Genomic DNA, 25,579 nt, shown 5'->3' with positions numbered 1-25,579 from the left:
TACGCAACGCAGGAGGCGGGTGATGGACTTCTTTTGCGGGCTGGACGTGGCCATCGAGGAGACGGCGGTGTGCGTCGTCGATGATCGCGGTGAAGTACATCTGACGGTGAAGGTGGCGACCGAGCCGGAGGCGTTGCTGGCGGTGCTGAAGCCCTTCGTTGGGCGATTGAAGCGTGTCGGCCACGAGGCCGGCTCGCTGTCGCCCTGGCTCCATCCCGAGCTCAAGAAGCTCGGCCTGCCGGCGATCTGCCTGGAGACGCAGCATGTGCGGGCCGCGATGTCGGCCCAGCGCAACAAGACCGACGCAGCGGACGCCCTCGGGATCGCCCACATCATGCGCACAGGCTGGTTCCGCCAGGCGCACGTGAAGACGGAAAGCTGCTACCGGATGCGCCTGCTGCTGACGCATCGACGCAACCTGAAGCGCAAGTTCCTCGATCTCGAGAACGCCATCCGCCACTCGCTGAAGAGCTTCGGGATCAAGCTCGGTGGCACCTCGCGCGGCAAGTTCGACCAGGCGGTGCGGGAGGCGGTGGCCGACGATCCGCTGTCCTGCGAGCTCATGGACGCCATGCTGTCGGCGCGCGCCGCGCTGTGGAAGGAGTATTGCCGGCTGCACGATCTCGTCGTGAAGCTGGTGGCGCAAAGCGAGCTGTGCCGGCGCTTCATGGCGATCCCAGGCGTCGGGCCGGTGACGGCGCTCAGCTTCATGACGGCGATCGACGACCCGTCCCGCTTCCGCCGCTCGCGCGACGTTGCCGCCTATTTCGGGCTGACGTCCAGGCGATGGCAGTCGGGCACATCGATCGACGTGCAGGGGCGTATCTCAAAGGCTGGGGACTCTGATGTGCGCCGCGCGCTCTACGAGGCGGCATCGGGACTGCTGACCCGCTTCAAGGGCAAGGACAAGGTGAAGGCCTTCGAGACCGAAGGGCTGATCGGCACCACCGCGGCACCGGCCGTGCTGTCCTATCTGTTCCACCGCATCGAGGACCGGCTCAACGGGTCTCCGACCCTCATCATCATCGATGAGGGATGGCTCGCCCTTGATGACCAGGGCTTTGCCGGCCAGCTCCGCGAGTGGCTTAAGACGCTGCGGAAGAAGAACGCCAGCGTCGTCTTCGCCACGCAGTCCCTCTCCGACATCGACGGCTCGGCCATCGCCCCGGCCATCATCGAGAGCTGCCAGACGCGGCTGCTGCTCCCCAACGAGCGGGCCGTCGAGCCCCAGATCACCGCCATCTACCGGCGCTTCGGCCTCAACGACCGGCAGATCGAGATCCTCGCACGGGCCACCCCGAAGCGGGACTATTACTGCCAGTCCCGACGCGGCAGCCGCCTGTTCGAGCTCGGGCTGTCGCAGGTGGCGCTCGCCTTGTGCGCCGCCGGGTCCAAGACCGATCAGGCTGCGCTCTCGCTGATCCTCGCCGAGCATGGGCGCGATGGTTTCCTCGCCGCCTGGCTACGGCATCGGGGCCTCGGCTGGGCCGCCGACCTCATCCCCACCCTCGACCTTCTGGAGACACGCTCATGATCCGCCTGATGCTGCGGGCGGCGCTCGTCGCTGCGCCGCTCCTCATGTGCCCTCTCGCGCCGGCCGCGGCACAGGCCGTGGTCTTTGACCCCTCCAACTATGCCCAGAACGTCCTCCAGGCGGCGCGGGCCTTGCAGCAGGTCACCAACCAGATCACCTCGCTTCAGAATGAAGCACAGATGCTGATCAACCAGGCCCGCAACCTCGCAAGCCTGCCGTATTCCTCCCTCAGCGCGCTCCAGCAATCCGCCCAGCAGACCCAGCAGTTGCTCGGGCAGGCGCAGAAGATCGCTTATGACGTCGGCGCCATCGACCGGGCGTTCCAAGGTCAGTACGGCTCGGTTTCCCTGAGCACCTCGGACGCTGCTCTTGTCACCCAGGCTAAGACCCGCTGGGAGACCACGGTCGCCGGTCTTCAGGATGCGCTGCGGGTGCAGGCGGGCGTCGTCGGCAATCTCGACATTGGCCGGACCCAGGCCTCAACACTGGTCGGCCAGAGCCAGGCGGCGACCGGCGCGTTGCAGGCCATGCAGGCAGGGAACCAGCTCCAGGCGCTCCAGGCGCAGCAGCTCTCCGATCTCACCGCGGTGGTGGTCGCCAATGGCCGGGCGCAGGCGCTGTCCGAAGCTGAGCGTGCCACGGCGGTGTCTGAGGGGCAGGAGCACTACCGGCGCTTCTCCACCCGGTCGAGCTACCAGTCCTCCGCCGTCACCATGTTCCGCGGCAATTGAGGGGCGGCCATGGATCAGGGCACTGCACTCAGGACCCTCGTCGTCGCCGGCCTTGTGGGCGCGGTGATCGCAGCCCTCGCCATCGCCTCAGGCAGGCCTCACGAGCCGACTGTCACTATCAGCAGCGTGAAGGCAGGGAACGTCTCCTCGGCCGACCTCAAGAGCTGCGCCACGCTGGAGATGGCCAATCCCATCGATCCGCGCTGCGCCGCGCTCTGGGAGGCGAACCGCCGCCGCTTCTTCGGCAAGCCCGTGGAAGGAGCAACGCCGTGAAAGTAGAGATGAAGCGCTCCATCCCCTCTCGGAGACGAGTTTCTCCATCCCTCTTCCCGAACCGGACGTGCGGGTTTCCTCGCATCCGGCTCTCCATGCACGGGCGCTTCCACGCCCATGGGTGGGCCTCAGACAAGTCTGAGGCGGTGGACTGCATTCTGGAAGCCACGCTGGCTTTTGCGCTGCGCGTATTGCCGTTCCGCATTCCATCCGTTCGGTTTCTCTATGCTCTGGTGTGGGTACCGCATGGTTCCTCCTTCGGAGAGGAGCCGCAGGCGTCTGGACCCTTCGGTCCATTGCCTTCGCTTTCCCGGAGCACTGTTGAAGAAGCGGCGACACAGCATTCGCAGCGACGCCTTTCGGTGCTTCTTGCGCAGCCAGCGCCCCACGCGCTGCCATATCCAGAAGTCGAGACGGGCGAACCCCCGATACGCCGACGTGGCATAACGGTAGTAGTTCCTCCATCCCAGCAGGACAGGATTGAGCCTGTCGATGAGATCGGCGAGCGACCATCCCGTCGGGATGCCTTTCACCATGACCTTGATCTTGTGACGCAGGTCGTTCAGCTTGCCCTTCGGTATGAAGAGGTTGCCGACGCGACGCCCATTCCCGTGTTTGTTCGGGTGGAGCGCTTTTGTCTGGGCCACCCGATAGCCGAGGAAGTCGAAGCCTCCCCCAACCTCGGTGATCCGGGTCTTTTCCATCGACAGTTCCATGCGGAGCTCCGTTTTCAGGAATTCCGCCAGCCCCAGCTTTTCCGCTTCCGCGTGCTCCCTCGATCCGTCTACGAGGACGACAAAGTCGTCCGCGTATCGCACCATGTAAAACACCGGCCTGCCTTTCTTGTGGTCTCGGACCCTTCGGGCGGCGGCATTTATACTTGGCTCACGAGGACGCATGGACCATCGCCCATACCGCTCGTCGATGGCCGTCAGATAGATATTCGACAGCATCGGCGAGATGATCCCGCCTTGCGGCGAGCCGGTTACGGGGTGGCGAACGGTCCCCTCGATCATCACGCCGGCCTTCAGGAACGCGAGGACCAGCTTCAGCACCTTGCGGTCGCCGATGCGTTTTCGCACCCGTTCCATCATGACGTGATGGTCGATCGCGTCGAAGCAACCCTTGATGTCGCCTTCGATGACATGGCGGTAGACCGAAGGTCCACGCTTCGTCGGGTGGAGGAACCTCTGGATTCGCTCCAGAGCATCATGAGTGCTTCGTCCTCTTCGGAACCCATAGGAGGTCGGATAAAAATCCGCCTCGAAAATGGGTTCCAGGATCAGCTTCAAAGCCATCTGCACCAGTCGGTCGATCAGCGTGGGAATGCCGAGTGGCCGGAACTGCCCCGGCTTGCCGGGCTTCGGGATGAGCCGCTGCCTGACAGGTTCCGGGCGATACGTTCCGTCGCGAAGCGCCTCTCGGATGTCTTCGAGGAGCCTCGCAGCGCCACCGGGCCGTTGTTCGACCGTTCGCCGCGTCATCCCGTCCGTGCCCGGTGTCAGGCTGCCGCTGTTGCGGGCGAGCCGTTGCCAGGCTTCAGTGAGGGTTCTGCGGTCGCATATGAGATTGAACAGATCAGCGAATACCTTGTCGTGCATTTCGCTGCTCCACCGATACAGCTTGCGCTGCATGTCGAGGACGAACGAGGTGTTCACCTCGTCGGACATAGGTCCACCTCCTGCCTGCTCGCTGTATCCACTGCCTCCCTTCGCCATGTGAACGGCTTTCCCGTCCTCGGACTACTACGAAGGCTCCGCCCCTCGTCGTCGCGATCGCTGGTCGCTTCAACCATCCGGCATCCGAACGTGCCGGAAGCGACGACGAGGTTCCTGGGTTCCGTATCTGATTTCTTGCCTGCTTTAGGCGCCGACTTTACCCCGTGTGGAATCCGGCCTCGATACCTCGCAAGCCCGTATCGAGGCTGGCACGCAGCACGCTGCGTACCCCCAGTCCATGTATTCATAGCACGGACCAACGCTCCACCGGCCGGTGGCAGACGCCACCGACCGTCCTGCCCACTTCCGAGTTGGCAGGTCCCGACGTTTGCCGAGGCGTCCTCCATCGGTTCGGTTTCCCTCGCCATGTCAAGCTCGCTGGCCGGACCGCCGACAGGGCCGGAAGTGCCCGTCCGCCCGGCTTTGACGGGTTCTGCTGATTTATGGATCGCCGGAAGCACCCGGTTCACCTCACCCGTCTGCTTATCACCGCATGTTGCGTCACACGGTGTGCAGGGTCTCTCACCCCGCGAGATCAGAAACGGCATGAAAATCAAAGCACTCCTTTCTTTGATAGGGGCCCAGCGCACATGAACGACGTGGGCGTCATCGACACCTTCCTCAACACCTTCACCAGCTACATCGATTCCGGCTTCGGCCTGATCAAGGGCGAGGTGACGGGCCTCTCCTCCATCCTGATCGCACTCGACATCACGCTCGCCGGCCTGTTCTGGGCCTGGGGCGCCGACGAGGACGTGATGCGCCGGCTGGTGCGCAAAACCCTCGCCATCGGCTTCTTCGCCTGGATCATCGGCAACTTCAACTCGCTCTCGAAGATCGTGTTCGAGAGCTTCGCCGGGCTCGGCCTCAAGGCCGGCGGCTCCGCCATCAGCACGGCGGAATTCCTGCGGCCGGGGCGACTTGCGGAAGTGGGGCTCACCGCCGCCCAGCCGCTGCTCGACGCCGCAAGCCAGCTCGCCGGGCCGGTGGCGATCTTCGTCAATGCCGTGCAGATCGCCGTGCTGCTGGTCTCCTGGCTGCTGATCCTGATCGCCTTCTTCATCCTGGCGGTGCAGCTCTTCGTCACCCTCATCGAGTTCAAGCTGACGACGCTCGCCGGCTTTGTGCTCATCCCCTTCGCTTTCTTCGGCAAGACCGCGTTCCTCGCCGAGAAGGTGCTCGGCAACATCGTGGCGTCGGGCGTGAAGGTGATGGTGCTCGCTGTCATCATCGGCATCGGCTCGGGGCTCTTCTCCCAGTTCACCACCTCCTACGGCGATGCCCAGCCCACCATCAGCCAGGCGCTAGCCGCGGTGCTGGCCGCGCTCGCGCTCCTCGGGCTCGGCATCTTCGGGCCGGGAATCGCCACGGGACTGATCACGGGCGCGCCGCAGCTCGGCGCCGGAGCCGCCGTGGGTACGGGCCTTGCCGCCGGCGGCATGGCACTCGCCGGAGCCGGCGCCGCGGGCCTTGCCGTGCGTGGAGCCGGTGCCGTGTTCTCGGGAGCCGCCGCTGCGGCGCGTGCGGGCGCGAGCCTCGCCGGGGGTGCTGCATCCGCCTACAGCGCGGGAGCCGCTGGCCAGTCCGGCCTTTCCGGTGTCGGGAGCGGTTTGGGTGGCGTGGCGAGAGCAGCCGGCGCGGCCGCGACATCTCCCTTGCAGCGCTCGGCCGACACATCAGGCGAAGCGGCGGCCAGCAGCTCCGGCCCAGCCCCGTCGAGCAACCCGGCCTCCTCCGGCGATGCCCCCGATTGGGCCCGGCGCATGCGCCGCTCCCAGCAGGTCGCCCACGGCATCCAGACCGCGACCCATGCCGTCCGATCCGGCGACAGCCATGGCGGCGGGTCGTCCATCTCCCTCTCCGAAAGCGATCGCCCATGACCCCCTTCAAGCGCCCGTCGGTCCATTACGGCCGCTCCCCCGAGCCTGAGACGCCGTATCAGCGCGCGGCCCAGGTCTGGGATGACCGCATCGGCTCGGCCCGGGTCCAGGCGAAGAACTGGCGCCTCATGGCCTTCGGCTGCCTCGCCCTGTCGGCCGGCCTCTCCTGCGCCCTGGCGTGGCAGGCCCTGAGCGGCTCGGTGGTTCCGTGGGTGGTTCAGGTGGACAAGCTCGGTCAGGCGCAGGCGGTCGCGCCGGCCGCCTCGGACTATCGCCCCTCCGATCCCCAGATCGCCTTCCACCTCGCCCGCTTCATTGAAGAGGTCCGCAGCATCTCTGCCGATCCCGTGATCGTCCGCCAGAACTGGCTCAGGGCCTACGCCTACACGACCCTGGCCGGAGCAATCGCCCTCAACGACTATGCCCGCGCCAATGATCCTTTCGCCCGGGTCGGCAAGCAGCAGGTGGCGGTGGAGGTCTCCAGCGTGATCCGGGCCTCGCCGGACTCCTTCCGCATCGCCTGGACCGAGCGCCGCTTCCAGGACGGCAGCCTCGCCGACACCTCCCGCTGGAGCGCCATCCTCACCGTCGCGGTGCAGGCGCCGCGGGATGCGGATCGGCTCCGGGCCAATCCGCTGGGGATCTACGTCAACGCCATCAACTGGTCGAAGGAACTCGCACAATGATGCCTGCCATCCGCACATCCGGGAGGCCGGCTTTCCGCGTCCTCTCCTTTCCGTCTTTCCGGAAGTCCGGCTTGCCGCTTCTCCTGCTTTGCACATCGGCCCTGGCGGGCTGCGCCACCTTCGAGAAGCCCCCGGAGATCGAATATGACGATGCCCCGCCCGCCGTCTTCAAGGCTGAGCCGCCGGGGCCGGTGCGCATCGTTGAGCTGCCGAAGCCCTTGCCGCTGCCCGGCCAGCTGAAGCCGGTGGGCAAGGACGGCAAGGCCGAGCCCGAGTCCGCGGACCCGACGGCCCGAGTGAACCAGGCCAATGCTGCCGCGCGCGTTCAGCCGGTGCGCAACGGCTTCATCAACTCCATGCAGGTCTATCCCTTCGTGGATGGCGCGCTCTATCAGGTCTACGCTTCGCCCGGTCAGATCACCGACGTCGCCCTGCAACCCGGCGAGCAACTGGTGGGCACGGGGCCGGTCGCTGCCGGCGACACGGTGCGCTGGATCATCGGCGACACCGAGAGCGGGGCGGGCGGGGCAAAGCAAGTCCACATCCTGGTGAAACCGACACGGCCGGACCTCACCACCAACCTCGTCATCAACACCAATTTGCGCACCTACCACATGGAGCTGCGCTCCACCGAGAAGACCTACATGGCCTCGGTCTCCTGGCAATATCCCCAAGACCAGCTCATCGCCCTCAGGCGCCAGAACGCGGAAGCGCAGGCGGTGCAGCCCGTCGCCACGGGCATCGACCTGGCAAAGGTGAACTTCCGCTACGAGGTGAGCGGCGACCGGGCACCGTGGCGGCCGCTGCGCGCCTTCGATGATGGGCAGCAGGTCTTCATCGAGTTTCCCCGCGGGATCGCCCATGGCGAGATGCCGCCGCTGTTCGTGGTCGGGCCGCAAGGCGACACCTCCGAACTCGTGAACTATCGCGTGCGCGGCACCTATATGATCGTGGACCGGCTCTTCGCAGCCGCCGAGCTGCGCTTCGGCGCCGACAAGGACCAGAAGCGCGTGCGCATCTCCCGCACCGACGGGAGGCCGGTCCTATGAGCGGCATCGAACCCGGGAAGGAGACAGGGCCGGAGCTGAGCGGTGATGACGGCGCTCGGCCACTGACGGGGGAGACTGTGTCGGCCATGCGGCTGCGGCCGGAACCGCCGCGGGTGACCCGCCTGTCCCGAAAGGTATTAGCCGGGCTGGGGCTCGTTGCCGGCCTTGGGATCGGCGGGGCGCTGATCTACGCCCTGCAAGCGCGAAAGGACCACGGACACGGCCAGGAACTCTACGCCACCGACGTCAATGCGACGCCGGACGGGCTCGCCGGCCTACCCAAGGATTACACCGGCATCCCCAAGCTCGGGCCTCCGCTGCCCGGCGACCTCGGCCGGCCGATCCTCAATGCGCAGACGGCAGTGCAGCCGACGGTGCCGACAATGGGAGGCATGCCAAATCCCGCCTTGAGCCCCGAGGAGCAACGCCAGCAGCGGGAAAGCGAAGACGCCCGGACCGGACGGCTGTTCGCTCAGACCAATACCCGGTCGGCAAGCCCGGCGGTGACCCAGCAGGCGGGAGTCACTTCAGCGTCAGCGGCGCCGGCCGCCGATCTCACCAGCCTCGGCCTTGCGCCGCAGGCGGCGACGCCGACGGCCCAGGAGCGCCAGCTTGCCTTCCTGAGCCAGGCCGTGGACCGGCGCACCGTGTCGCCCGACCGCGTGGCGGCTCCTGCCTCCGCCAACATCCTGCAGGCCGGCGCCGTCATCCCCGCGGCGCTGATCACCGGCATCCGCTCGGACCTGCCGGGCCAGATCACCGCCCAGGTGACCGAGAATGTCCACGATAGCCCGACCGGGCGGATCCTCCTGATCCCCCAGGGCACCCGCATCATTGGCCAGTATGACAATGGCGTCGGCTTCGGGCAGCGCCGGGTGCTCCTCGTCTGGAACCGCCTGATCTTCCCCAATGGCCGGTCCATCGTGCTGGAGCGCCAGACCGGAGCCGACGCGGAAGGCTACGCTGGCCTTGAGGATGGCATCGACTACCATTGGGGCGAGCTGTTCAAGGCGGCGGTGCTCTCGACCATCCTCAGCGTCGGGGCGAGCGCAGGAACGTCCGGCAGCGATAGCGACCTCGTGAGTGCTTTGCGGGAAGGCGCATCCGACAGCATCAGCCAGACCGGCCGGCAGCTCGTCCAGCGCCAGCTCAACATTGCGCCGACCCTCACGATCCGGCCGGGATTCCCGGTGCGGATCATCGTCACGCGCGACCTCGTTCTTGAATCCTATGGAGGTTGAAATGCCGAAGCTGAAGCTCAGCGAGATCCTCGACGACAAGCCGGTGAAGGTGACCGTGGAACTGCCAGCGAAGCTGCACCGCGATCTTGTCGCCTATGCGCAGGTGCTGGGTGGCGAGACGGGGAATCCGATCACCGATCCCGTCAGGCTGATCGCGCCCATGCTGGAGCGCTTCATCGCGACAGATCGCGTTTTCGCGAAGGCTCGGCAAGCACCCCATCCAGATCCTGCACGGGGGATGACGTCTGGGGTGCTGAAGAGCGAGCCATCGATCGAGCAAGGCTGAGCAATGTCCGAAACGCGGGATTGTCGTTTTTCGGCGACCATGCAGCATAGAACTGGAGCACCTCGCCGCGCAGAGAACGATAGATAACGCCGGGGACCTTGACCAAATTTTCGGATTCTATGACCAACGTTATTCCGCGGCCGGACGCGACGAGATTGAGAAGCTTATATCGCCCAACCCGCTGCGCCTCGACACGGGGCTCGCATTCGACTTCCCGGATTTTGCGAATGACATAGTCTTGGATTCTCATCCCAGCCGCAGTGTCTCGGATAAGAATTTTTTCAGAACTGAGATCTCGCCATGTCAACGCGTCCTCGGTGGAAAGCGGATGGCCTTCGGGCAATGCCACAAGAACCTGTTCCGACCAAAGATAAGTTGTATCGCATTCCGGCCAATCGCCCAATCCGATGACAAAAGCAATATCAAGCTGAAATTTCCGAATGGAGTTGATGTGATCGTGTGCTTCGCCGTCGACGAAATCGATATGAACAGATCCATATTTTGCGTCATATTCTCGAAATAAGTCCGACAAAAAACCCGATGAAAGTGAAGAAAATAGTCCCACTTTGACGTATCCGTCCTCGGCACGACCAATGGCGGCCACCTCCGCCGCCGCGTCGCGAATGTGGTCCAACGCATGGCGGACCCGATGCAGGAAGCGTTGTCCGGCTATGGTCAGGTTGATCCCCCCGGGGTGTCGCAAGAACAGGGAGGCCCCGACCTGATCCTCGATGTCCCGGATCCGCCGACTAACGGAGGACTCCTGCACACCGAGTGCCGCTGCTGCCTTCCGAAAGCTTCCATATTCGGAAGCAGCGATTAAATACCTGAGGTAGCGGATTTCAATTTCCGTACTGTTATTCGACATTGGAAACGTTCTCCATTTCAATAACGGCATATAATTCAGTATGAATTACATGATATCACAAATATTACGCATCAAATGTTTGTATTTTATGTGCAAGTATGCGAAATATTAAAATTATATCGTCGGATTATAACGTACATTAATGCATAACTTTTACATAATACATCATATTTTTGAGATATTTTATCATCAGTAACTTGGACATTAGAGATTAGATCGAGAGAGGGCGCGGCCATTTCATAAAATAGATGATTTAGACCAAACCATGCTAATGAAAGTCTCCTTCTAAGTAAGCTCGTTGTCTGTTCGCGCCCAACGACCTTCTTCCGCTATTCCAAGCGACGGAATTGTCACCATTAAGCTGGATTCACATCGCCCGCCTCAAATTTCATGCCACACTTATGAAATGTTAGATAGAAATTGATAGTATAATTTTTGATAATATAAACGACATAGGAATGACAATTTAGGAACCGTGATTTGTGCCATCTGCTGCGCCAAGTCGAATTTGTTATCACTAAAATTAGCTATATATTTCAACAAATCAGATAAATTTATGTTATTTATGAAGAATTATACATATCAAAAATCCTTTCTTATTATAGGAATATTTCCATCTAATTTACGAATTGTCATCTGAAGGCGAGATGTAACTGTGCGGAAAAACATTCCACTTTGTTGACATTTTTTAAAATTATCGTCTGTCTTAATTTTAAGCGCTTCTCCCGCTGCTTGTCCAATGGAGCTCATTTCAAGCCATGCCTTGTCAACATCGATGCCGACTGATCTAGCAGCAGCATCCGCCGCACGCAGAACCTGCTGCGCCTCGGATAAAGTAACTGTCGGCTTGAAATTAGGTTCAGATTGATCATTATATGCTTCTAAACATCCCCTAATCGCGAAATACATACCATACATAAACTTCAAATGACTAACGGCTTGCCCTCTCAAATCGGAAATAGTAGAATTAGTTGACTGTTCAACCTCTGAAAAGGCAGAGTCTGTAAAAGACACACAAATTATAATCCAAGCAAATATTGCAATTGACGTTTTCTTCATGTCATATTCCCGCACCGAGCTGTTTTTGATAGGTTGCGATTCTACATTCACTATCACGTCATGCCTGCCCATCGCGGTAGCCAAGCAAACGTAGTGCATTGAACACTACCACCAGCGTGGACCCCTCGTGCGCCGCCACGGCCGGGCCGATGCCGAGGCCAAATATCGTCGCCGGAACCAGCAACGCCACCACACCCAAGCTTATGAACACGTTCTGAAGGATGATGAAGCGCGTGCGGCGGCTTAGTCCGACCGCGAACGGCAAATGTCGCAGGTCATCCGCCATGAGTGCGACGTCTGCGGTCTCTAGCGCCACATCGGAACCCGCGGCTCCCATAGCGATGCCGACCGTGGCGTTCGCCATGGCCGGCGCATCATTGACCCCATCGCCGACCATCGCAACCTTGGCTTCCTTCCTCAGCTTTTGAATCGCCGCAACTTTGTCCTCGGGGAGCAGGTCGCCCCAAGCTTCGTCTAGTCCTAAATCTTTGGCGATGGCGTCGGCCACCTTCTGGTGATCGCCCGAGATCATGAGCATCCGAGTGATGCCAAGATCGCGCAGCCGCTTGAGCGCGTCGCGAGCGGCAGCCCGCGGAGTGTCCATAAGGCCGATGGCTCCGAGATCTCGCTCACCAATCCGCACAGCCATCGTAGTGCGCCCGGCGTCCCGCAGCTTCGCGATCGACGCCTTCACAGCTGGATTCAGCTGGGTAATGCCGTCTTGCCCAAACATCTCGGCCTTCCCGAGCCAGACCGGCTGCCCGGCAAATGTAGCGACCACGCCTCGCCCGGTGAGGCTTTTGAGTTCAGTCGCCTCCTCTATTTCTCGTCCTCCCAGCCGGGCTCGCCCGTCGCGAACGATTGCGGCGGCTAGCGGGTGATCGCTGAGCGCCTCTACCGCAACCGCTACTGAGAGGAGCTCATGTTCCGGAACCCCGTCGGCCGGCAAGACGTCGGTGATACGCGGTTTGCCCTCCGTCAGCGTTCCCGTCTTGTCGAATGCGATAGCGCTCAGCGAGCCCAGATTCTCCAGTGGCGCGCCGCCCTTCACCAGCACGCCGCCACGTGCCGCTCGCGCGACGCCTGACAACACCGCGCTCGGTGTAGCGATGGCTAAAGCGCACGGGCTTGCGGCGACCAGTACCGCCATGGCGCGATAGAAGCTTGAGCTGAATGGCTCGTCCACCACCACCCAGGCGAACAGAAGGAGGATCGCGAGCGCCAGTACCACGGGCACGAAGATACGTTCGAACGTCTCAGTGAACCGCTGGGTCGGTGATTTCTGCGTTTCCGCCTCGCTCACCATTTTCACGACCTTTGCCAGCGCCGTGTCGCTCGACAAGCGCGTCGCCTCCACCTCAATGGCGCCGGCACCGTTGATTGTTCCCGCAAAGACCCGCGAGGCAGAGCCAACCGTGTCGGGCCGCGCCCGTGCCTCAGCAACGTCGTCAACCGGGCGCTTGTCCACCGGGATACTCTCGCCGGTGACAGGAGCCTGATCGATGGCGGAGGAGCCCTTCACCAGGAAGCCGTCGGCAGGTAGACGCTCGTTAGGGCGGACCAGCACCACGTCGCCGATCACAAGTTCCTCCACGGGAACCTCCAAGGTGCCATCAGCGCGGCGCACCGTGGCCGTGCGTGGAGCGAGCTTGGCCAGGGCCTCGATCGCCTGCTTGGCGCGGCCCATGGCATAGTGTTCCAATGCGTGGCCTAGGCTGAACAGGAAGAGCAGCAGCGCGCCTTCCGCCCATGCGCCAAGCGAAGCCGCGCCCGCAGCCGCTACCAGCATCAGCGTATCGATCTCGAACCTGCGCAGGCGCAGATTGTCTATCGCTTCGCGGACCGTGTAGAAGCCGCCAAAGAAATATGCTCCAACGAAACACACGATAGGCAGCCAGCCGGGTGCGGCCGGTAATAGCTTCTCGATGGCAAAACCGACGACGAGCAGCGCGCCGCAGGCAAGAGAGAAGATTAGCTCAGTGTTCGGTCCGAGGATCCTGCCATGGGCATGATCGTGCTCCCCTTTTCCGTCCTTATGTTCTGACCTGGCATGCGTAAACATGACTGACCGATGATCATATCAAGCGTGAGAGGGCAGCCTATCCAGCCGTAGCGCGGCCGCATCCCTCGCGGCGATAGCCCCCATTTGAACGAGGGCGTTTCGGATTTCCTGCTCTGTTACCGCCTCGCGGTCGAATTCGACGCGTACGAGACCAGATGCACTGGCTTCGGCCTCCAATACCCCGGAAAGCTTACGCAGTTTCTCGGCAACGGTGCGCGCACGCCGTTCATGGGTGATCCCTTCCACCTGCCAAATCGCGTGACCGAACCGCTCGGTAATCTGCGCGCCAACGCTTTGGGCAAGTTCCCGGATGCGAGGTAAGCCGATTACCGTCGGGTCATAGTGGAGGCAGAGCTGCGCCGACTCGCCGCCAGCGACGTGCACATACTCAATGCCCGCGCGCTCCTGAAGCTCCGAAACGAGCCGACTCACACAGGAGTCTACAGCGTCGGGCACGTTTGGCAGAAGGATTGGAATGTCCAGTCGAAGCTTCTCGATCATCTTTGTAAGCTCCCCAGATTCACCAGCATCGCCCAACCCGACATCTGACAATAAAGACACCTTAGGGTTTTAATTCTGACTTGGATCTATCGCCGCCCTTCTTGGCTGCAGCAATGATTGCAACGAATTCATCGTGTCTTCCATCATGGTCGCGGACGTATTCGGCAATCTCGACTGCCGCGGACTGTTCGCACCACTCTACGATACGTGCTTGCTCACGATCTCGGTCGAATTCATAAAGTTGCCGAATTGCCTGCAGCGCACCCGCTCGCGCCATGTCAGCTGAACGGCGGACTACAAAGATCGATTGGTCAGCGGGCAACTCACCAACCACCTCTTGGCGTATATGATAGGTCAATCGAGATATATCACCATATTTTCCTGACGACCTCTCGGTTACATCTGGTATAAACTGAGAGCAATATATTGTAATATTCTGTATAAAAAAAGATCTAGTCAATATTGTTTCCAATATTTCGTTTCCATTAGCGAATCTGATATCGATGCATAACATATAAATACATGCGACAAATGCACATATAGATAATTTTTCTTTCACTATTTGTATCATTGCGTTAGTCCCAAGCTCGCATGCATTGATCATATTGAATTTTGCAATGAGTAAGCTCGTGCGGCCTGAAAGACCTATTTTTGTCGTAACATGAAGATTTATTCTTTGCACAAAACAATTTATGCTCTCCGACATTTGAATGTTCACAGCCTATTGCCGACGTTTGTGAAGTTTGCGCAGGCAGATAAAATGGGGTGAATTGCGTGCCCGCGGCGAAAGCCGCTCCGATGCAAATGCTATTTAACGCGATGCAAATGCACGCTGTAAAAATCGCCTTATTCATGATTTTACCTCCAAAAATTGGAATTTAGATGGATGAAGAGGGGCGAATATTCGTCCCTCTTCCTTCTTAATGACTCGGCTTAGCGCACCGCGCGATCGTTAAGCCACGGCGAGGGCGAGGGAATGAAGGTCCCTGGGGTAGGCGCCTGAGGGCGGCTCATCTGCACCTTAGGCGAGCCGCTCGTTGTCCCAGAAAGACGGCCGCCGGGATAACTTTCCTGCTGCACGTCAAGGAATTCATGTCGCTCTTGCTCCTCCACGCCGAGCGTCGACGGATACGGCTCTGCGAAAGCCGTAAGCGGAGGGAGGATGAAACTAAGAGCAACGACATAAATCTTCATGATTTAACCTCGAATGTCGAATTAAACTTGATTTATTTCATTTGTTTTCAACATTCGCGTAGCGAGGAGGGGGGATTTCTACGCCTAGGCCGACACCACTACGGGTCTCGTTCGCCCATTGCCCGCACACTCTCCACCCTGGGGGCCCCGACGACGCACCTTCATCGAAGGGGGAGACGTGCGGGCAAGCGTGGCACTCGCACCGCACCGCAGCGCAGGCCGGATTGCGGGTGTCTTCGTCACTCTGATGGTGGTTTTCATCCGTTAATGCGCTCGCTTCTAATGACATCGCGCTCGCGTTCCAGGAATACCCCGGAATACACAAGACTACGATCAGCATGAGACTTAGCAAAATGCTTCGGAGAAAGCCTCTCACACCGCCTCTCCCTCTTGATCGAAACGACCGAATATTGAATTCACCGGCTGGATTCCATAGTGCGTTGCTCGGACGGAACATCGCGCGTCTGGCCGGAACGGATAGATGTGCTGCGACCATGGGGCAACGGGTGAGTAACCCCGAGTTGGACGTCTCGAAAATCGTGCCTCTGCTTCTCACGATATGTCTTCGGTCGCGGATCGAGTGCCAGTGCCGGCGACGCGATGCCGAACACGAGCACGCACAAGGTGCCGCGGGCAACGTAGTTCCACACAGTACTTTTCATGACACACTTCCTTATGGGGTGGTGAACTTGGCCTGACCGGACTTGCCGGCCGGGGTTTTAATGAGCAGCGTGACCGCCGTGCCCTTGACGATGGTTGAGGGCGCCTTGCCGGCCAGGGTCTGACCGCCTGCGGTAAGCTGGATAGTCTTGCGATCGGCGCCGGAGGCCAGCATGGCAGAACCGGTAAAGCCGGCGGTATCGACCGGCTTGCCTGCCTCATCGACTACGTGGAAGGTCAAGGTCTCGCCCGAGACGACAAGTTCGGCATGGACGCCGGCGACGTCTTCCAAGGGGCCGCCATTGGGACCCTTCTGCGCACCATGGGCATGCTGGGCGAGGGCGGGCCCAGCGGCAAGCAGGCTGAAAGCGACGATCAGGCTCTTAAGCACGGGTCTTTCTCCGATTTTGGGGCTAGGGGGATGGGGCTTCGGCCTGCGCCTCGGGGGAGGCCGCTGGCCTGGTCTCGCGCCGGAACAGCACGTAGAGCGCTGGCAGCACGAGCAAGGTGAGGATGGTGGAGGAGATGATGCCGCCGATGACCACGGTGGCGAGCGGCCGCTGCACCTCCGCGCCCGGGCCGGTGGCGATGGCCATTGGCACGAAGCCGAGCGAAGCGACCAGCGCCGTCATCAGCACCGGGCGCAGGCGTGTCAGGGCGCCGTCGCGCACCGCCGTCACCACGTCCCGCCCTTCCGCCCGCAGGCGCTGGATGAAGGCGATAATGACGAGGCCGTTCAGCACCGCCACGCCCGAGAGCGCGATGAAGCCGATGCCGGCGCTGATGGAGAGCGGCAGGTCGCGCAAGATTAGCGCCGCGATGCCCCCCGTGAGCGCCAGCGGCACGCCGGAGAACACCAGCAGCGCATCCGCTACCGAGCCGAAGCTCATGAACAGCAGCAGGAAGATGAGCAACAGCGCGATGGGCACCACGATGGCAAGGCGCTGTGTGGCCGAAACCAGCTGTTCGAACTGGCCGCCCCAGCCGATCCAGTAGCCTTCGGGCAGCTTCACCTTATCTGCCACCTGGCGCTGGGCGTCGGTGACGAAGGAGCCGAGGTCGCGGTCGCGCACGTTGGCGCTCACCACGATGCGCCTTTTGCCGTTCTCCCGGCTGATCTGGTTCGGGCCAGGGGAGACCGTGAGGTTGGCGATGGCGGACAGCGGCACGTAGCGGATCTGCCCGCCAGATCCGGGGACCCAAGCGGCCTGGACTGGCTTGGCCTCATCGCTCGCCGCAGGGGGAAGCGGCACCGGCAGCGCGCGCAGGGCCTCGATGTCGGTGCGCAATTCCTCCGGCAGGCGCACCACGATGTCGAAGCGGCGATCGCCCTCGAACAGGGCGCCGGCCTCGCGGCCGCCCACCGCGATCTCCACCAGTTCCTGCACGTCGGCGACGCTTACCCCGTAACGGGCCATGGCCGCTCTATTGAGGGCGACCGTCAGCATGGGCAGGCCGGAGACCTGCTCGGTCTTCACGTCGGCGGCGCCCGGCACCGCCTGGAGCACGCTCTGCACCTGCCCGGCCACCTGCAGCAGCATGTCGAGGTCGTCGCCGAAGATCTTGACGCCCACATCGCTGCGGATGCCGGAGATCAGCTCGTTGAAGCGCAGCTGGATCGGCTGGGAGAGTTCGTAATTACTCCCCGCCACGCCCTCCGCCGCCTTCTCGATGTCGGTCATCACCGCGCTCTTGGACTTGCCGGGGTCCGGCCATTCGGCGCGTGGCTTCAGCATCACGTAACCGTCGGAGATGGAGGGCGGCATTGGGTCGGTGGCAACTTCCGCCGTACCGGTGCGGGCGAACACCTCCTTCACTTCCGGCACCTTCAGCAGGCTCTTCTCCAGCGCCTGCTGCATCTCCAGCGACTGGGTAAGGCTGGTGCCCGGCACCCTGAGCGCCTGGATCGCCGCATCGCCCTCGTCGAGGCTCGGAATGAACTCGCCGCCCATGCGGGAGGCGGCAAGGCCACTCGCAACCACGAGGCCGGCCGCGGCCACCGCCACCACGGCGCGGTAGTTGATGGCGGCATCGAGCAACGGCGTATAGAAGCGCCGCGCCCCGCGCATGATGACGTTCTCGTGCTCGGAGACCTTGCCCGTTACCAGCAGCGCGATGGCCGCCGGGATGAAGGTCATGGAGAACAGAGCCGCGCCGGCCAGCGCCATCAGGACGGTGATGGCCATGGGCGTGAACATCTTGCCCTCCACCCCCGTTAGGGTGAGCACCGGCAGGTAGACCACGGCAATGATCATGGTGCCGAACAGGCTCGGCCGGATCACCTCCTTGGAGCCGGCGAGGATGGTCTCGAACCGCTCGGCGCGGGTCAGGAGCCGGCCGCGCCGATGCTGCTCTTCCGCCAGCAGGCGTAGGCAGTTCTCGACGATGATGACCGCCCCGTCGATGATGATTCCGAAGTCGATGGCACCAAGGCTCATGAGGTTGGCGCTGACACGGTTCTCCACCATGCCGGTGATGGTGAAGAGCATGGCGAGCGGAATGACGAAGGCCGTCACCAGCGCCGCGCGGAAATTGCCGAGCAGCACGAACAGCACCACCACCACCAGCAGCGCGCCTTCCAGAAGGTTCTTCTCCACCGTGGCGATGGTGGCTTCCACCAGGTGTGAGCGGTCGTAGACGGCACGGGCGATGACGCCTTCCGGCAGCGAGCGGGAAATCTCCTCCAATCGCGCGGCGACACGCTGGGCCACGGTGCGACTGTTCTCGCCGATGAGGAGCATGGTGGTGCCCAGCACCACCTCTTCTCCGTTCAGGGTCGCCGCGCCGGTGCGCAGCTCACGCCCCTCGCGCACCTCGGCAATATCGCCTATCCGCAGCGGCGTGCCGCCCCGGCTGCCGATGACGATCTCGCGGATCTCGGCGGCGTCCGCCACCTGGCCCGGCGTGCGCACCAGATACTGCTCGCCGTTGCGCTCGATATAGCCGGCGCCCACGTTGGCGTTGTTGGCGGCCAGCGCCGTCATCACCTCGCGGAACGAAATGCGATTGGCCATCAACCGCGCCGGATCGGGCAGCACATGGAACTGCCGCTCGAAACCTCCGATGGTGTTCACCTCCACCACCCCCGGCACGGTGCGCAACTGCGGCTTGATGATCCAGTCCTGGATGGTGCGTAGGTCGGTGGGGCTGAAGGGCTGGCCGTCAGGCTTCTTCGCCCCGTCCCTGGCCTCCACCGTGTACATGTAGATCTCGCCAAGGCCCGTGGACACCGGCCCCATGGCGGTCTCCACCCCCAGCGGAAGCTGGTCCTTCGCCTGCTGGATGCGCTCGTTCACCAACTGGCGGGCGAAGTAGATGTCGGTGCCATCGCGGAACACGACCGTCACCTGGCTGAGGCCATAGCGGGACAGCGAGCGGGTGTATTGCAGGCCGGGCAGGCCGCCCATGGAGGTCTCGATGGGAAAGGTGATGCGCTGCTCGGTCTCCAGCGGCGAGAAGCCGGGCGCCGAGGTGTTGATCTGCACCTGCACGTTGGTGATGTCGGGCACCGCGTCGATGGGGAGGCGCGTGAAGTTCCAGGCCCCGAAGGCGCCGATGGCGAGGCAGAACATGACCACCAGCCAACGCTGGCGGATGGAGAAGGCGAGGATGGCGTCGATCATCGCGCCCCCTCCTGAGCCTGAGCTTTGCCTGCCTCACGGATGCGGGCGAAGCGCTCCACCGGCGTAACGAAAACCACTCCGTCACCGCGGTGTCCGGTCCACCCAGCGCGCGTGAGGGTCGAGATCACTGCCTCCACGACGCCGGCACGGCAGACGATCTGCAACTGGAGATGGCGCTGGTAGGTGAGGTCGTATTCGCTCGCCACATAGGTGCCGCCGGCACCGCGGCCGCGACCTTGGCCGCGCGCTTCGGTGAAGGTAAATCCCGGGAATTCAGGTAGCTCGTGCAGGGCTCGCACCACGCGCCCTTCAAGATGAGGATGAATGAAGGCAGTGACGAGCCGCAGGCCGTCGTCCATCGCGCCGGGGGACGCCTCAGTGCTCATGGCTAGCGCTCCCTTTGGCGAGTTCCGCCTTCACCACGAAGCTGTTTCGCGCGGCGTAGACATCACCGGGCATGAGCCCGAACAGCACCTCGGCCCATTCCGCATCGCGATCACCGATCTCCACATCGCGGGGGGCGAACGCGTCACCGTCGCGCACGAACACGACGGTGCGGTTGTCGATGGTCTGAAGCGCGCTGGTTCGGACCGCGAGATCCACCGGCTTCTCAGTCAGGGTGATGGTGCCCACGGCGAACAGGCCGGGCCGCAGCCGCATGCCGTCGTTGGGAATGACCGCCCGCGCCAGCGCGGTCTGGGTGTCGGCTGATCCGATGGGCGAGACATAAGCCACTCGGCCGTCGATGACCTGCCCACCGTCCTCCGGATCGATGGCGACCTTATCGCCGGCACGCACCCGTGGAAAATCGCGGCGATAGACGGAGAGATCCACCCATAGAGTCGAAAGGTCGGCCACCACGAAAGCCGGCTTCTGTTCGGAGGCGTATTCGCCAAGCCCGACTTGCCGGTCCACCACCGTGCCGGAGATCGGCGCCTTCATGTCGTAGGTGGTGAGGCTCTGGTTGCTTTCGACGACCGCGAGAACGTCGCCCTTGGCCACCTTGTCGCCGATCCGCTTGCGGATCTCCCGGACGATGCCGGGAAAGCGCGGGGTTACCTGGACCACGTTTTCCTGATTGGGCTGGACCAAGCCATTTAGGCGTAGCTTCTGGCGAAGCGTCCCGGGGCTGGCCGTCTCCAGGCCGATGCCGGCAGCAGCAAGCCTGGTGTCGTCCAGTTCCACCCCGCCCTCGGCATGTCCGCCTCCCTCTTCTCCATGCCCACCCTCCGCACCATGTCCGCGCTCAGCGGCTAGGCTGCCCGAAACGGGAGCGTTGCGGTCCTGGAATGCGTACAGCGCCCCCGCGCCGGCCAGCAGGCCGATGAGGAGCATCGCCACGTCGCGTCGCGCCGTGCGGCTCATTTGGCTTTTCCTTTGTTGAGATTCACCGGCCGACCCGTCAGCCCTTCGAGGGTGGCGAGTGCGGTGTGGAACGAAACCAGCGCATCGAGCTCGCGCAGGGCGGCGTCGGTGAGGGTGGACTGGGCGTCAAGCAGTTCCAGGAGCGTGTAGCGGCCTTCGGAATAGCCGGTCTCTACCCCCTCGAAGGCAGTCCGCGCGCCTGGAATGGTGCTGCCGCGCAATAGCGCTATTTCGTCGAAGGCCGCCCTCATCCCGTCATGGGCCCGGCCAAGCTGGGAGATGAGGGCATTGCGGGCGATGGCTTCCTCCGCTTCGGCCCGCAGCATCTGTTCGTTCGCCTCGGCGATGCCGCCGTCATTGCGGTCGAACAGGGGGATCGGCATGGACAATGAGAAGCGCATGCCGCTGTCAGCGGTCTCGTTGTAATGCCGGTAGCCGACCCCCAGGGTCACGTCCGGCACCGACTTGGCCTGTGCCGAGCGCAGGTCCGCCTGCCGCTGGGCGCGCAGGGCGGTGAAGCGGGTGAGCTGCGGATTGCCCAGCGCCTGCTTGACAAGCCCCGGCAGTGGCGGGGGGGCGCTGACCTTCAGCAGGTTGCCGGTCGCCCGCCCGAACCTTGCCTCCTGAAGGCCCATGAGCAGCGCGAGTTCCCGCCGCGCGGTGCCGAGCGCAGCGCGGGCTCGGTCCAGCTCCACCCGGGCGAAATCGGCGGCGACACGGGCGCGGGAAATCTCGGCCGGGGAGGAAGCGCCGGCCTGGACGCGGTTCTGCAGCAAGGGAGCGAGCCGCTGGATCGCCGCCACCTGCGTCTCAAGAATCTGGGCGCGCTGCTGCGCCCCGAGCACGGCGGCGAAGGCGGCGGCGGTATCCGCCAGCACCTGCAGGCGGATCGCCTCCCGCTCCCAGCGCGCCACGCCGACCCCGGCGCCGGCGGCCGCCAGCCGCGCCTCGCGCTTGCCGCCCAGCTCTACCAGTTGGCTGATCTGGATCGTCTGCTCGGCAAGGTCCAGCCCCTGGTAGGAGCCCGAGCCCGCCGCATTGTCCACCTCTAGGGAGAGGTTGGGGTTGGGCAGGGCCCCGGCCTGGGTATTGCGGCCGGCTGCGATGCCGATGTCGCGTTCCGCCGCCGTGAGGCGCGGATTGGCGGCAAGGGCGCTGGCGAGGGCGCTTGTGAGGGTCAGCGGACGGGCGGTTTCGGCGCGCGTCTGCGACGCGTGAAGCAGCGCGAGCGCTGCCCCAAGCGCAAGCGCGAGGGCACGAGGCGACATGATCTGATCCAAAGTCTGATGGCGGATCGCCGACGCGGGGCGTCAGCGCGCGAGCAGAAGTCGGATCAGGCGCGCGGGGGGCGGATGTCTGCGGGAACGGAGCGGCCGGCGCTCAGGCGCGTGGGCGCTACCTCCGACGTGGATGGCAGACGCAGGGCCTCGCTTGCTGCCGGAGTATATGGCACCACCATGGAGCAGCCATGGCAGTCATGGTCCGAGGCAGGCTGGGGCTGGGCCGGGTCATGCGCGGCGCCGAACACCTTGGCATCCGTAGCGGCGAGGGAGGGGTCCGCAACGGATGCCTCGACGGGCGACAGGTCGGTGCTCGACACACCGACGCCCGTCAGCGTAACTGAGGTCCCAGCCAACTCTCCCAGAGCGCCGTCCACATCAAAGATGTGATGCGCTGCCAGTGCGCTTGCGAACGGCCCGGCCACAAGGCATGCCACCACGACGACCGACACGGCGCGGCGGAACGCCGGACCGGTGATCGACATGAGGACTTTTGCCAAGACGCGAAGCATGGACCATGAGAGACCCCAAGAGCCGCGATGTGTCAAGTCTTTCGGAAGCGCTGCGTCAGCGTACCCGAAAAGCTTGGGAGATCGCTTGAATTTCGGCCGATCCCAAGGTTTTCGCCCTGGCCGTTATGAAATTGACATTGTCCGTGATCGGAAAGCGTCTCGATCACCCTGCACTGTGCCACGTGGCCGTGGGCGCAGCCGTCGACCATGCGTTGAAGCTCCGCCTCCAGCGCCCTTAGCGCGGCGATGCGGCTGCGCACCTCGATCAGCCGCGCGCTGGCGATCTCGTCCGCCGCCGCGCACGACTGCTCGGGCCGGTCCTGCAGCGTCAGCAGGGTGCGGATAGCCTCGATGTCAAAGCCCAGCTCGCACGCATGGCGGATGAAGGCCAGCCGCTGCAGGTGGGTGGCGCTGTAGAGGCGGCGGTTGCCCTCGGTGCGCGGCAGCGCCGGCATCAGGCCGATCTCCTCATAGAAGCGGATGGTGGGCACCTTCACCCCGCTTAAGCGCGCCGCCGCGCCGATGGGCAGGAGGTCGGGAAAATTTTCGGACGACGGGCCGGACATTGGGGCTTGCTCCTCTAGTGACTAGAGCATCTAGGATCCGCAGCGTGACGCAAAGAAAGGCCGCATCATGACCGCTCCTCTCGTTCAAAGCCGGTTCCGGGTGACCGGGATGGACTGCGCCTCCTGCGCCGCGAAGATCGAGGGCACCACGCTGCGCATCGCCGGCGTGGCGGAAGCCGAGGTCTCGGTGGCGGCCGGCACGCTGGTGATCCGCCACGCCCCGGACGCCGACCTTGCGCCCCTCGCCGGGCGCCTTTCCCCCATGGGCTACGCCCTCGCTCCGCTCGCGGCCGGCGGCGGGCAGCGCAAGGCACACGACCATGGAGAGAGCTGCGCGGGGCACGATCATTCCGACCACGACCATGCGGGCCACGACCACACCGGCCACGATCACGCAAAGCACGACCACGCCGAAACCGGCGGCCACGACCATGGTGCTGTCCCCGCCGCCGAAGGCAGATGGTGGTCCACCGGCAAGGCGCGCCTCACCCTCCTGAGCGGCCTCGCTTTGGTTGCGGCCTCCGGCATCGGGACCTTCGTCCCGGCGGTGCAATCGTGGCTGTTCCTCGCCGCCATGCTGGTGGGCCTCGTGCCCATCGCCCGGCGCGCCATCGCGGCCGCCGCGAACGGCATGCCCTTCACCATCGAGATGCTGATGACCATCGCAGCGGCGGGCGCCGTGGTCATCGGCGCGGCCGAGGAGGCGGCGGCGGTGGTGTTCCTGTTCCTGGTGGGCGAATTGCTGGAAGGCGTCGCCGCCGGCCGGGCGCGCGCCAGCATCCGCGCGCTCACCGCGCTGGTGCCAAAGACCGCATTGGTGGAGCGCGACGGCGCCACGGTCGAGGTGCCCGCCGCCAGCCTCGTCGTGGGCGAGGTGATCCTGGTGCGGCCCGGCGACCGGATTTCCGCTGACGGCCTCATCGTCGCCGGCGAGAGCGGCATCGACGAGAGCCCGGTGACCGGCGAGAGCGTGCCGGTGCGCAAGGGGCCCGACGCCACCGTCTTCGCCGGCACCGTGAACGGGGAGGCGGCGCTGCGCGTGCGCGTCACCGCCACCGCCGAGGACAACACCATCGCCCGGGTGGTGAAGCTGGTGGAGGAGGCGCAGGAAAAGCGCGCGCCCACCGAGCGGCTCATCGATCGCTTCTCGCGCTACTACACCCCCGGCGTGGTGGTGGTGGCGGCGCTGGTGGCGGTCATCCCGCCGCTGCTGTTCGGCGGGGCGTGGGATGCCTGGATCTACAAGGGCCTTGCCATCCTCCTCATCGGCTGCCCCTGCGCGCTGGTGATCTCGACCCCGGCCGCCATCGCAGCCGGCCTCTCCGCCGGGGCGCGGCGCGGGCTGCTGCTGAAGGGCGGCGCCGTGCTGGAGACGGCGGGCAAGGTCACCACCGTCTGCTTCGACAAGACCGGCACCCTCACCGCAGGAAAGCCGCAAGTGACGGACGTGATCGCCTTCGCCCTGCCGGACGCCGAGGTGCTGCGCCTCGCGGCAGCGCTGGAGACCGGTTCGAGCCACCCCCTCGCCAAGGCCATCCTTGATCGCGCGGCAGCGGACGCCATCGCCATTCCCGTGGCGGAAGCCGCGCAGGCGCTGGGCGGCAAGGGCGTGTCGGCGCAGGTGGAAGGACGCGAGGTGTTCCTCGGCTCGCCCCAGGCCGCCGCCGCGCGCGCGGCCCTGTCGCAAGAGCAGGCCGACCGGATCGCGGCATTGAACGACGCCGGCAAGACCGTGTCCCTGCTGGTGGCCGACGGCGCCATCGCCGGGGCCATCGCCATGCGCGACGAGCCCCGCCCCGACGCCCCCGAGGGCCTTGCCGCGCTGAAGCGGGAGGGCATCCGCACGCTGATGCTCACCGGCGACAACCGGCGCACGGCGGAGGCTATCGGCCGGCAGCTGGGCATCGAGGTGCGTGCCGAGCTGCTGCCGCAGGACAAGCTGCGCATCGTCGGCGAGCTGCAGCAAGAAGGCGCGGTGGTGGCCAAGGTGGGCGACGGCATCAACGACGCCCCGGCGCTGGCCGCCGCCGACATCGGCATCGCCATGGGCGGCGGCACCGACGTGGCGCTGGAAACGGCGGATGCCGCCGCCCTCCATGGCCGGGTGAAGGACGTTGCCTCCATGATCGCCCTGTCCCGGCGCACCATGGGCAACATTCACCAGAACATCGCCATCTCGCTGGGGCTGAAGGCGGTATTCCTCGTCACCACCATTGCCGGCATCACCGGGCTGTGGCCCGCGATTTTGGCCGACACCGGCGCCACCGTGCTGGTGACCCTGAACGCGCTGCGGCTCCTCTCCTGGGGGCGTGGGTGACAGGGCGGGCAATTCGCAGCGAAGCCCGGCTCTTCATTCCAGACCTTGATAGCTCAACGCGCGCGAGTCTCTTGCTTCAGATCTTTTTGAGCACGGCGGTTACGAATATGAGGCTGCCCGCGAAGATCAGGCCCGCTATTGCGCTCGGTGGCCGGCGATGGCGGAGTATACCTT

Annotated in this window: 19 protein-coding genes and 3 pseudogenes; 10 read left to right on the top strand and 12 right to left on the bottom strand. The window is 63.8% G+C overall.

Going from position 1 to position 25,579, the window contains the following annotated elements; all coding sequences use genetic code 11:
• Positions 1 to 22: 22 nt before the first annotated feature.
• The 4 genes and pseudogenes from K9U40_RS01320 to trbK-alt all read left to right on the top strand — a co-directional run.
• Positions 23 to 931: pseudogene (locus K9U40_RS01320) on the top strand (IS110 family transposase); the annotation flags it as partial.
• The gene (locus K9U40_RS01315) at positions 911 to 1,534 is read left to right on the top strand and encodes a hypothetical protein (RefSeq protein WP_414114999.1); all 624 of its coding nucleotides are present in this window, start codon (positions 911 to 913) and stop codon (positions 1,532 to 1,534) included. The pseudogene K9U40_RS01320 and the gene K9U40_RS01315, both read left to right, overlap by 21 nt.
• The gene (gene trbJ, locus K9U40_RS01310) at positions 1,531 to 2,265 is read left to right on the top strand and encodes a P-type conjugative transfer protein TrbJ (protein WP_149577672.1); all 735 of its coding nucleotides are present in this window, start codon (positions 1,531 to 1,533) and stop codon (positions 2,263 to 2,265) included. Before K9U40_RS01315 ends, trbJ begins: the two co-directional genes overlap by 4 nt.
• A 9-nt stretch (positions 2,266 to 2,274) precedes the next feature.
• Complete coding sequence (gene trbK-alt, locus K9U40_RS01305; RefSeq protein WP_012115966.1) at positions 2,275 to 2,538, top strand: putative entry exclusion protein TrbK-alt; 264 nt, start codon at positions 2,275 to 2,277, stop codon at positions 2,536 to 2,538.
• Between the two features lie 128 nt (positions 2,539 to 2,666).
• Here the strand turns inward: trbK-alt and ltrA are convergent, their stop codons facing one another.
• Entirely contained in the window at positions 2,667 to 4,208 is a 1,542-nt protein-coding gene (gene ltrA / locus K9U40_RS01300; RefSeq protein ID WP_282888465.1) for a group II intron reverse transcriptase/maturase, read from the bottom strand.
• A gap of 638 nt (positions 4,209 to 4,846) precedes the next feature.
• On the opposite strand from ltrA, the gene trbL reads away from it, so the two are divergent.
• From trbL to K9U40_RS01275, 5 genes are read left to right on the top strand one after another with little or no spacing between them, the layout of a single operon-like run.
• Positions 4,847 to 6,136 carry a P-type conjugative transfer protein TrbL gene (gene trbL, locus K9U40_RS01295; RefSeq protein ID WP_012115965.1) on the top strand — a complete coding sequence of 430 codons (1,290 nt, stop codon included), beginning with the start codon at positions 4,847 to 4,849 and terminating at the stop codon, positions 6,134 to 6,136.
• Entirely contained in the window at positions 6,133 to 6,822 is a 690-nt protein-coding gene (trbF, locus tag K9U40_RS01290; RefSeq protein WP_012115964.1) for a conjugal transfer protein TrbF, read from the top strand. The genes trbL and trbF overlap by 4 nt, the downstream gene beginning before the upstream one ends.
• Entirely contained in the window at positions 6,819 to 7,871 is a 1,053-nt protein-coding gene (gene trbG / locus K9U40_RS01285; RefSeq protein WP_012115963.1) for a P-type conjugative transfer protein TrbG, read from the top strand. Before trbF ends, trbG begins: the two co-directional genes overlap by 4 nt.
• Positions 7,868 to 9,112: a TrbI/VirB10 family protein gene (locus K9U40_RS01280; RefSeq protein ID WP_209483273.1), complete on the top strand. Its 1,245-nt coding sequence runs from the start codon at positions 7,868 to 7,870 to the stop codon at positions 9,110 to 9,112. Before trbG ends, K9U40_RS01280 begins: the two co-directional genes overlap by 4 nt.
• 1 nt (position 9,113) lies before the next feature.
• A complete protein-coding gene (locus tag K9U40_RS01275) occupies positions 9,114 to 9,398 on the top strand; it encodes a DUF2274 domain-containing protein (protein ID WP_138397510.1) in 285 nt (94 codons plus the stop codon).
• Here the strand turns inward: K9U40_RS01275 and K9U40_RS01270 are convergent.
• The 11 genes and pseudogenes from K9U40_RS01270 to K9U40_RS01220 all read right to left on the bottom strand — a co-directional run.
• Complete coding sequence (locus tag K9U40_RS01270) at positions 9,286 to 10,266, bottom strand: LysR family transcriptional regulator (protein WP_149577671.1); 981 nt, start codon at positions 10,264 to 10,266, stop codon at positions 9,286 to 9,288. The genes K9U40_RS01275 and K9U40_RS01270 overlap by 113 nt on opposite strands.
• A 582-nt stretch (positions 10,267 to 10,848) precedes the next feature.
• On the bottom strand, positions 10,849 to 11,325 hold the full coding sequence (locus tag K9U40_RS01265; RefSeq protein WP_188079577.1) for a hypothetical protein: 477 nt from the start codon (positions 11,323 to 11,325) through the stop codon (positions 10,849 to 10,851).
• Between the two features lie 58 nt (positions 11,326 to 11,383).
• Positions 11,384 to 13,888: pseudogene (locus K9U40_RS01260) on the bottom strand (heavy metal translocating P-type ATPase).
• A gap of 61 nt (positions 13,889 to 13,949) precedes the next feature.
• A complete protein-coding gene (locus K9U40_RS01255) occupies positions 13,950 to 14,594 on the bottom strand; it encodes a hypothetical protein (RefSeq protein ID WP_149577670.1) in 645 nt (214 codons plus the stop codon).
• Between the two features lie 1,161 nt (positions 14,595 to 15,755).
• Complete coding sequence (locus K9U40_RS01250; protein ID WP_149577669.1) at positions 15,756 to 16,133, bottom strand: hypothetical protein; 378 nt, start codon at positions 16,131 to 16,133, stop codon at positions 15,756 to 15,758.
• A 22-nt stretch (positions 16,134 to 16,155) separates the two neighbouring features.
• Positions 16,156 to 19,365, bottom strand: coding sequence for an efflux RND transporter permease subunit (locus K9U40_RS01245; RefSeq protein WP_149577668.1), 3,210 nt, complete (start codon positions 19,363 to 19,365; stop codon positions 16,156 to 16,158).
• Positions 19,362 to 19,751 (bottom strand): P-II family nitrogen regulator, encoded by a 390-nt coding sequence (locus K9U40_RS01240; protein WP_149577667.1) that lies wholly within the window; start codon positions 19,749 to 19,751, stop codon positions 19,362 to 19,364. Before K9U40_RS01240 ends, K9U40_RS01245 begins: the two co-directional genes overlap by 4 nt.
• On the bottom strand, positions 19,741 to 20,730 hold the full coding sequence (gene ihpB / locus K9U40_RS01235; RefSeq protein ID WP_149577666.1) for a divalent metal ion exporter adaptor subunit IhpB: 990 nt from the start codon (positions 20,728 to 20,730) through the stop codon (positions 19,741 to 19,743). Before ihpB ends, K9U40_RS01240 begins: the two co-directional genes overlap by 11 nt.
• Positions 20,727 to 21,998, bottom strand: coding sequence for a TolC family protein (locus tag K9U40_RS01230; protein WP_149577665.1), 1,272 nt, complete (start codon positions 21,996 to 21,998; stop codon positions 20,727 to 20,729). Before K9U40_RS01230 ends, ihpB begins: the two co-directional genes overlap by 4 nt.
• 65 nt (positions 21,999 to 22,063) lie before the next feature.
• Positions 22,064 to 22,495, bottom strand: a complete 432-nt coding sequence (locus K9U40_RS01225; protein WP_149577664.1) for a hypothetical protein — start codon at positions 22,493 to 22,495, stop codon at positions 22,064 to 22,066.
• 158 nt (positions 22,496 to 22,653) lie between these two features.
• Positions 22,654 to 23,088 (bottom strand): annotated as a pseudogene (locus K9U40_RS01220) (MerR family transcriptional regulator); the annotation flags it as partial.
• Between the two features lie 67 nt (positions 23,089 to 23,155).
• On the opposite strand from K9U40_RS01220, the gene K9U40_RS01215 reads away from it, so the two are divergent.
• Positions 23,156 to 25,405: a heavy metal translocating P-type ATPase gene (locus tag K9U40_RS01215; RefSeq protein WP_149577662.1), complete on the top strand. Its 2,250-nt coding sequence runs from the start codon at positions 23,156 to 23,158 to the stop codon at positions 25,403 to 25,405.
• The last annotated feature ends 174 nt before the right edge of the window (positions 25,406 to 25,579 follow it).

The organism is Xanthobacter autotrophicus (assembly GCF_030015065.1).
GTDB lineage: Bacteria > Pseudomonadota > Alphaproteobacteria > Rhizobiales > Xanthobacteraceae > Xanthobacter > Xanthobacter autotrophicus_D.
The sequence above is the reverse complement of the archived record's forward strand: the minus strand, read 5'-3'. Positions and strand labels throughout refer to the sequence as shown.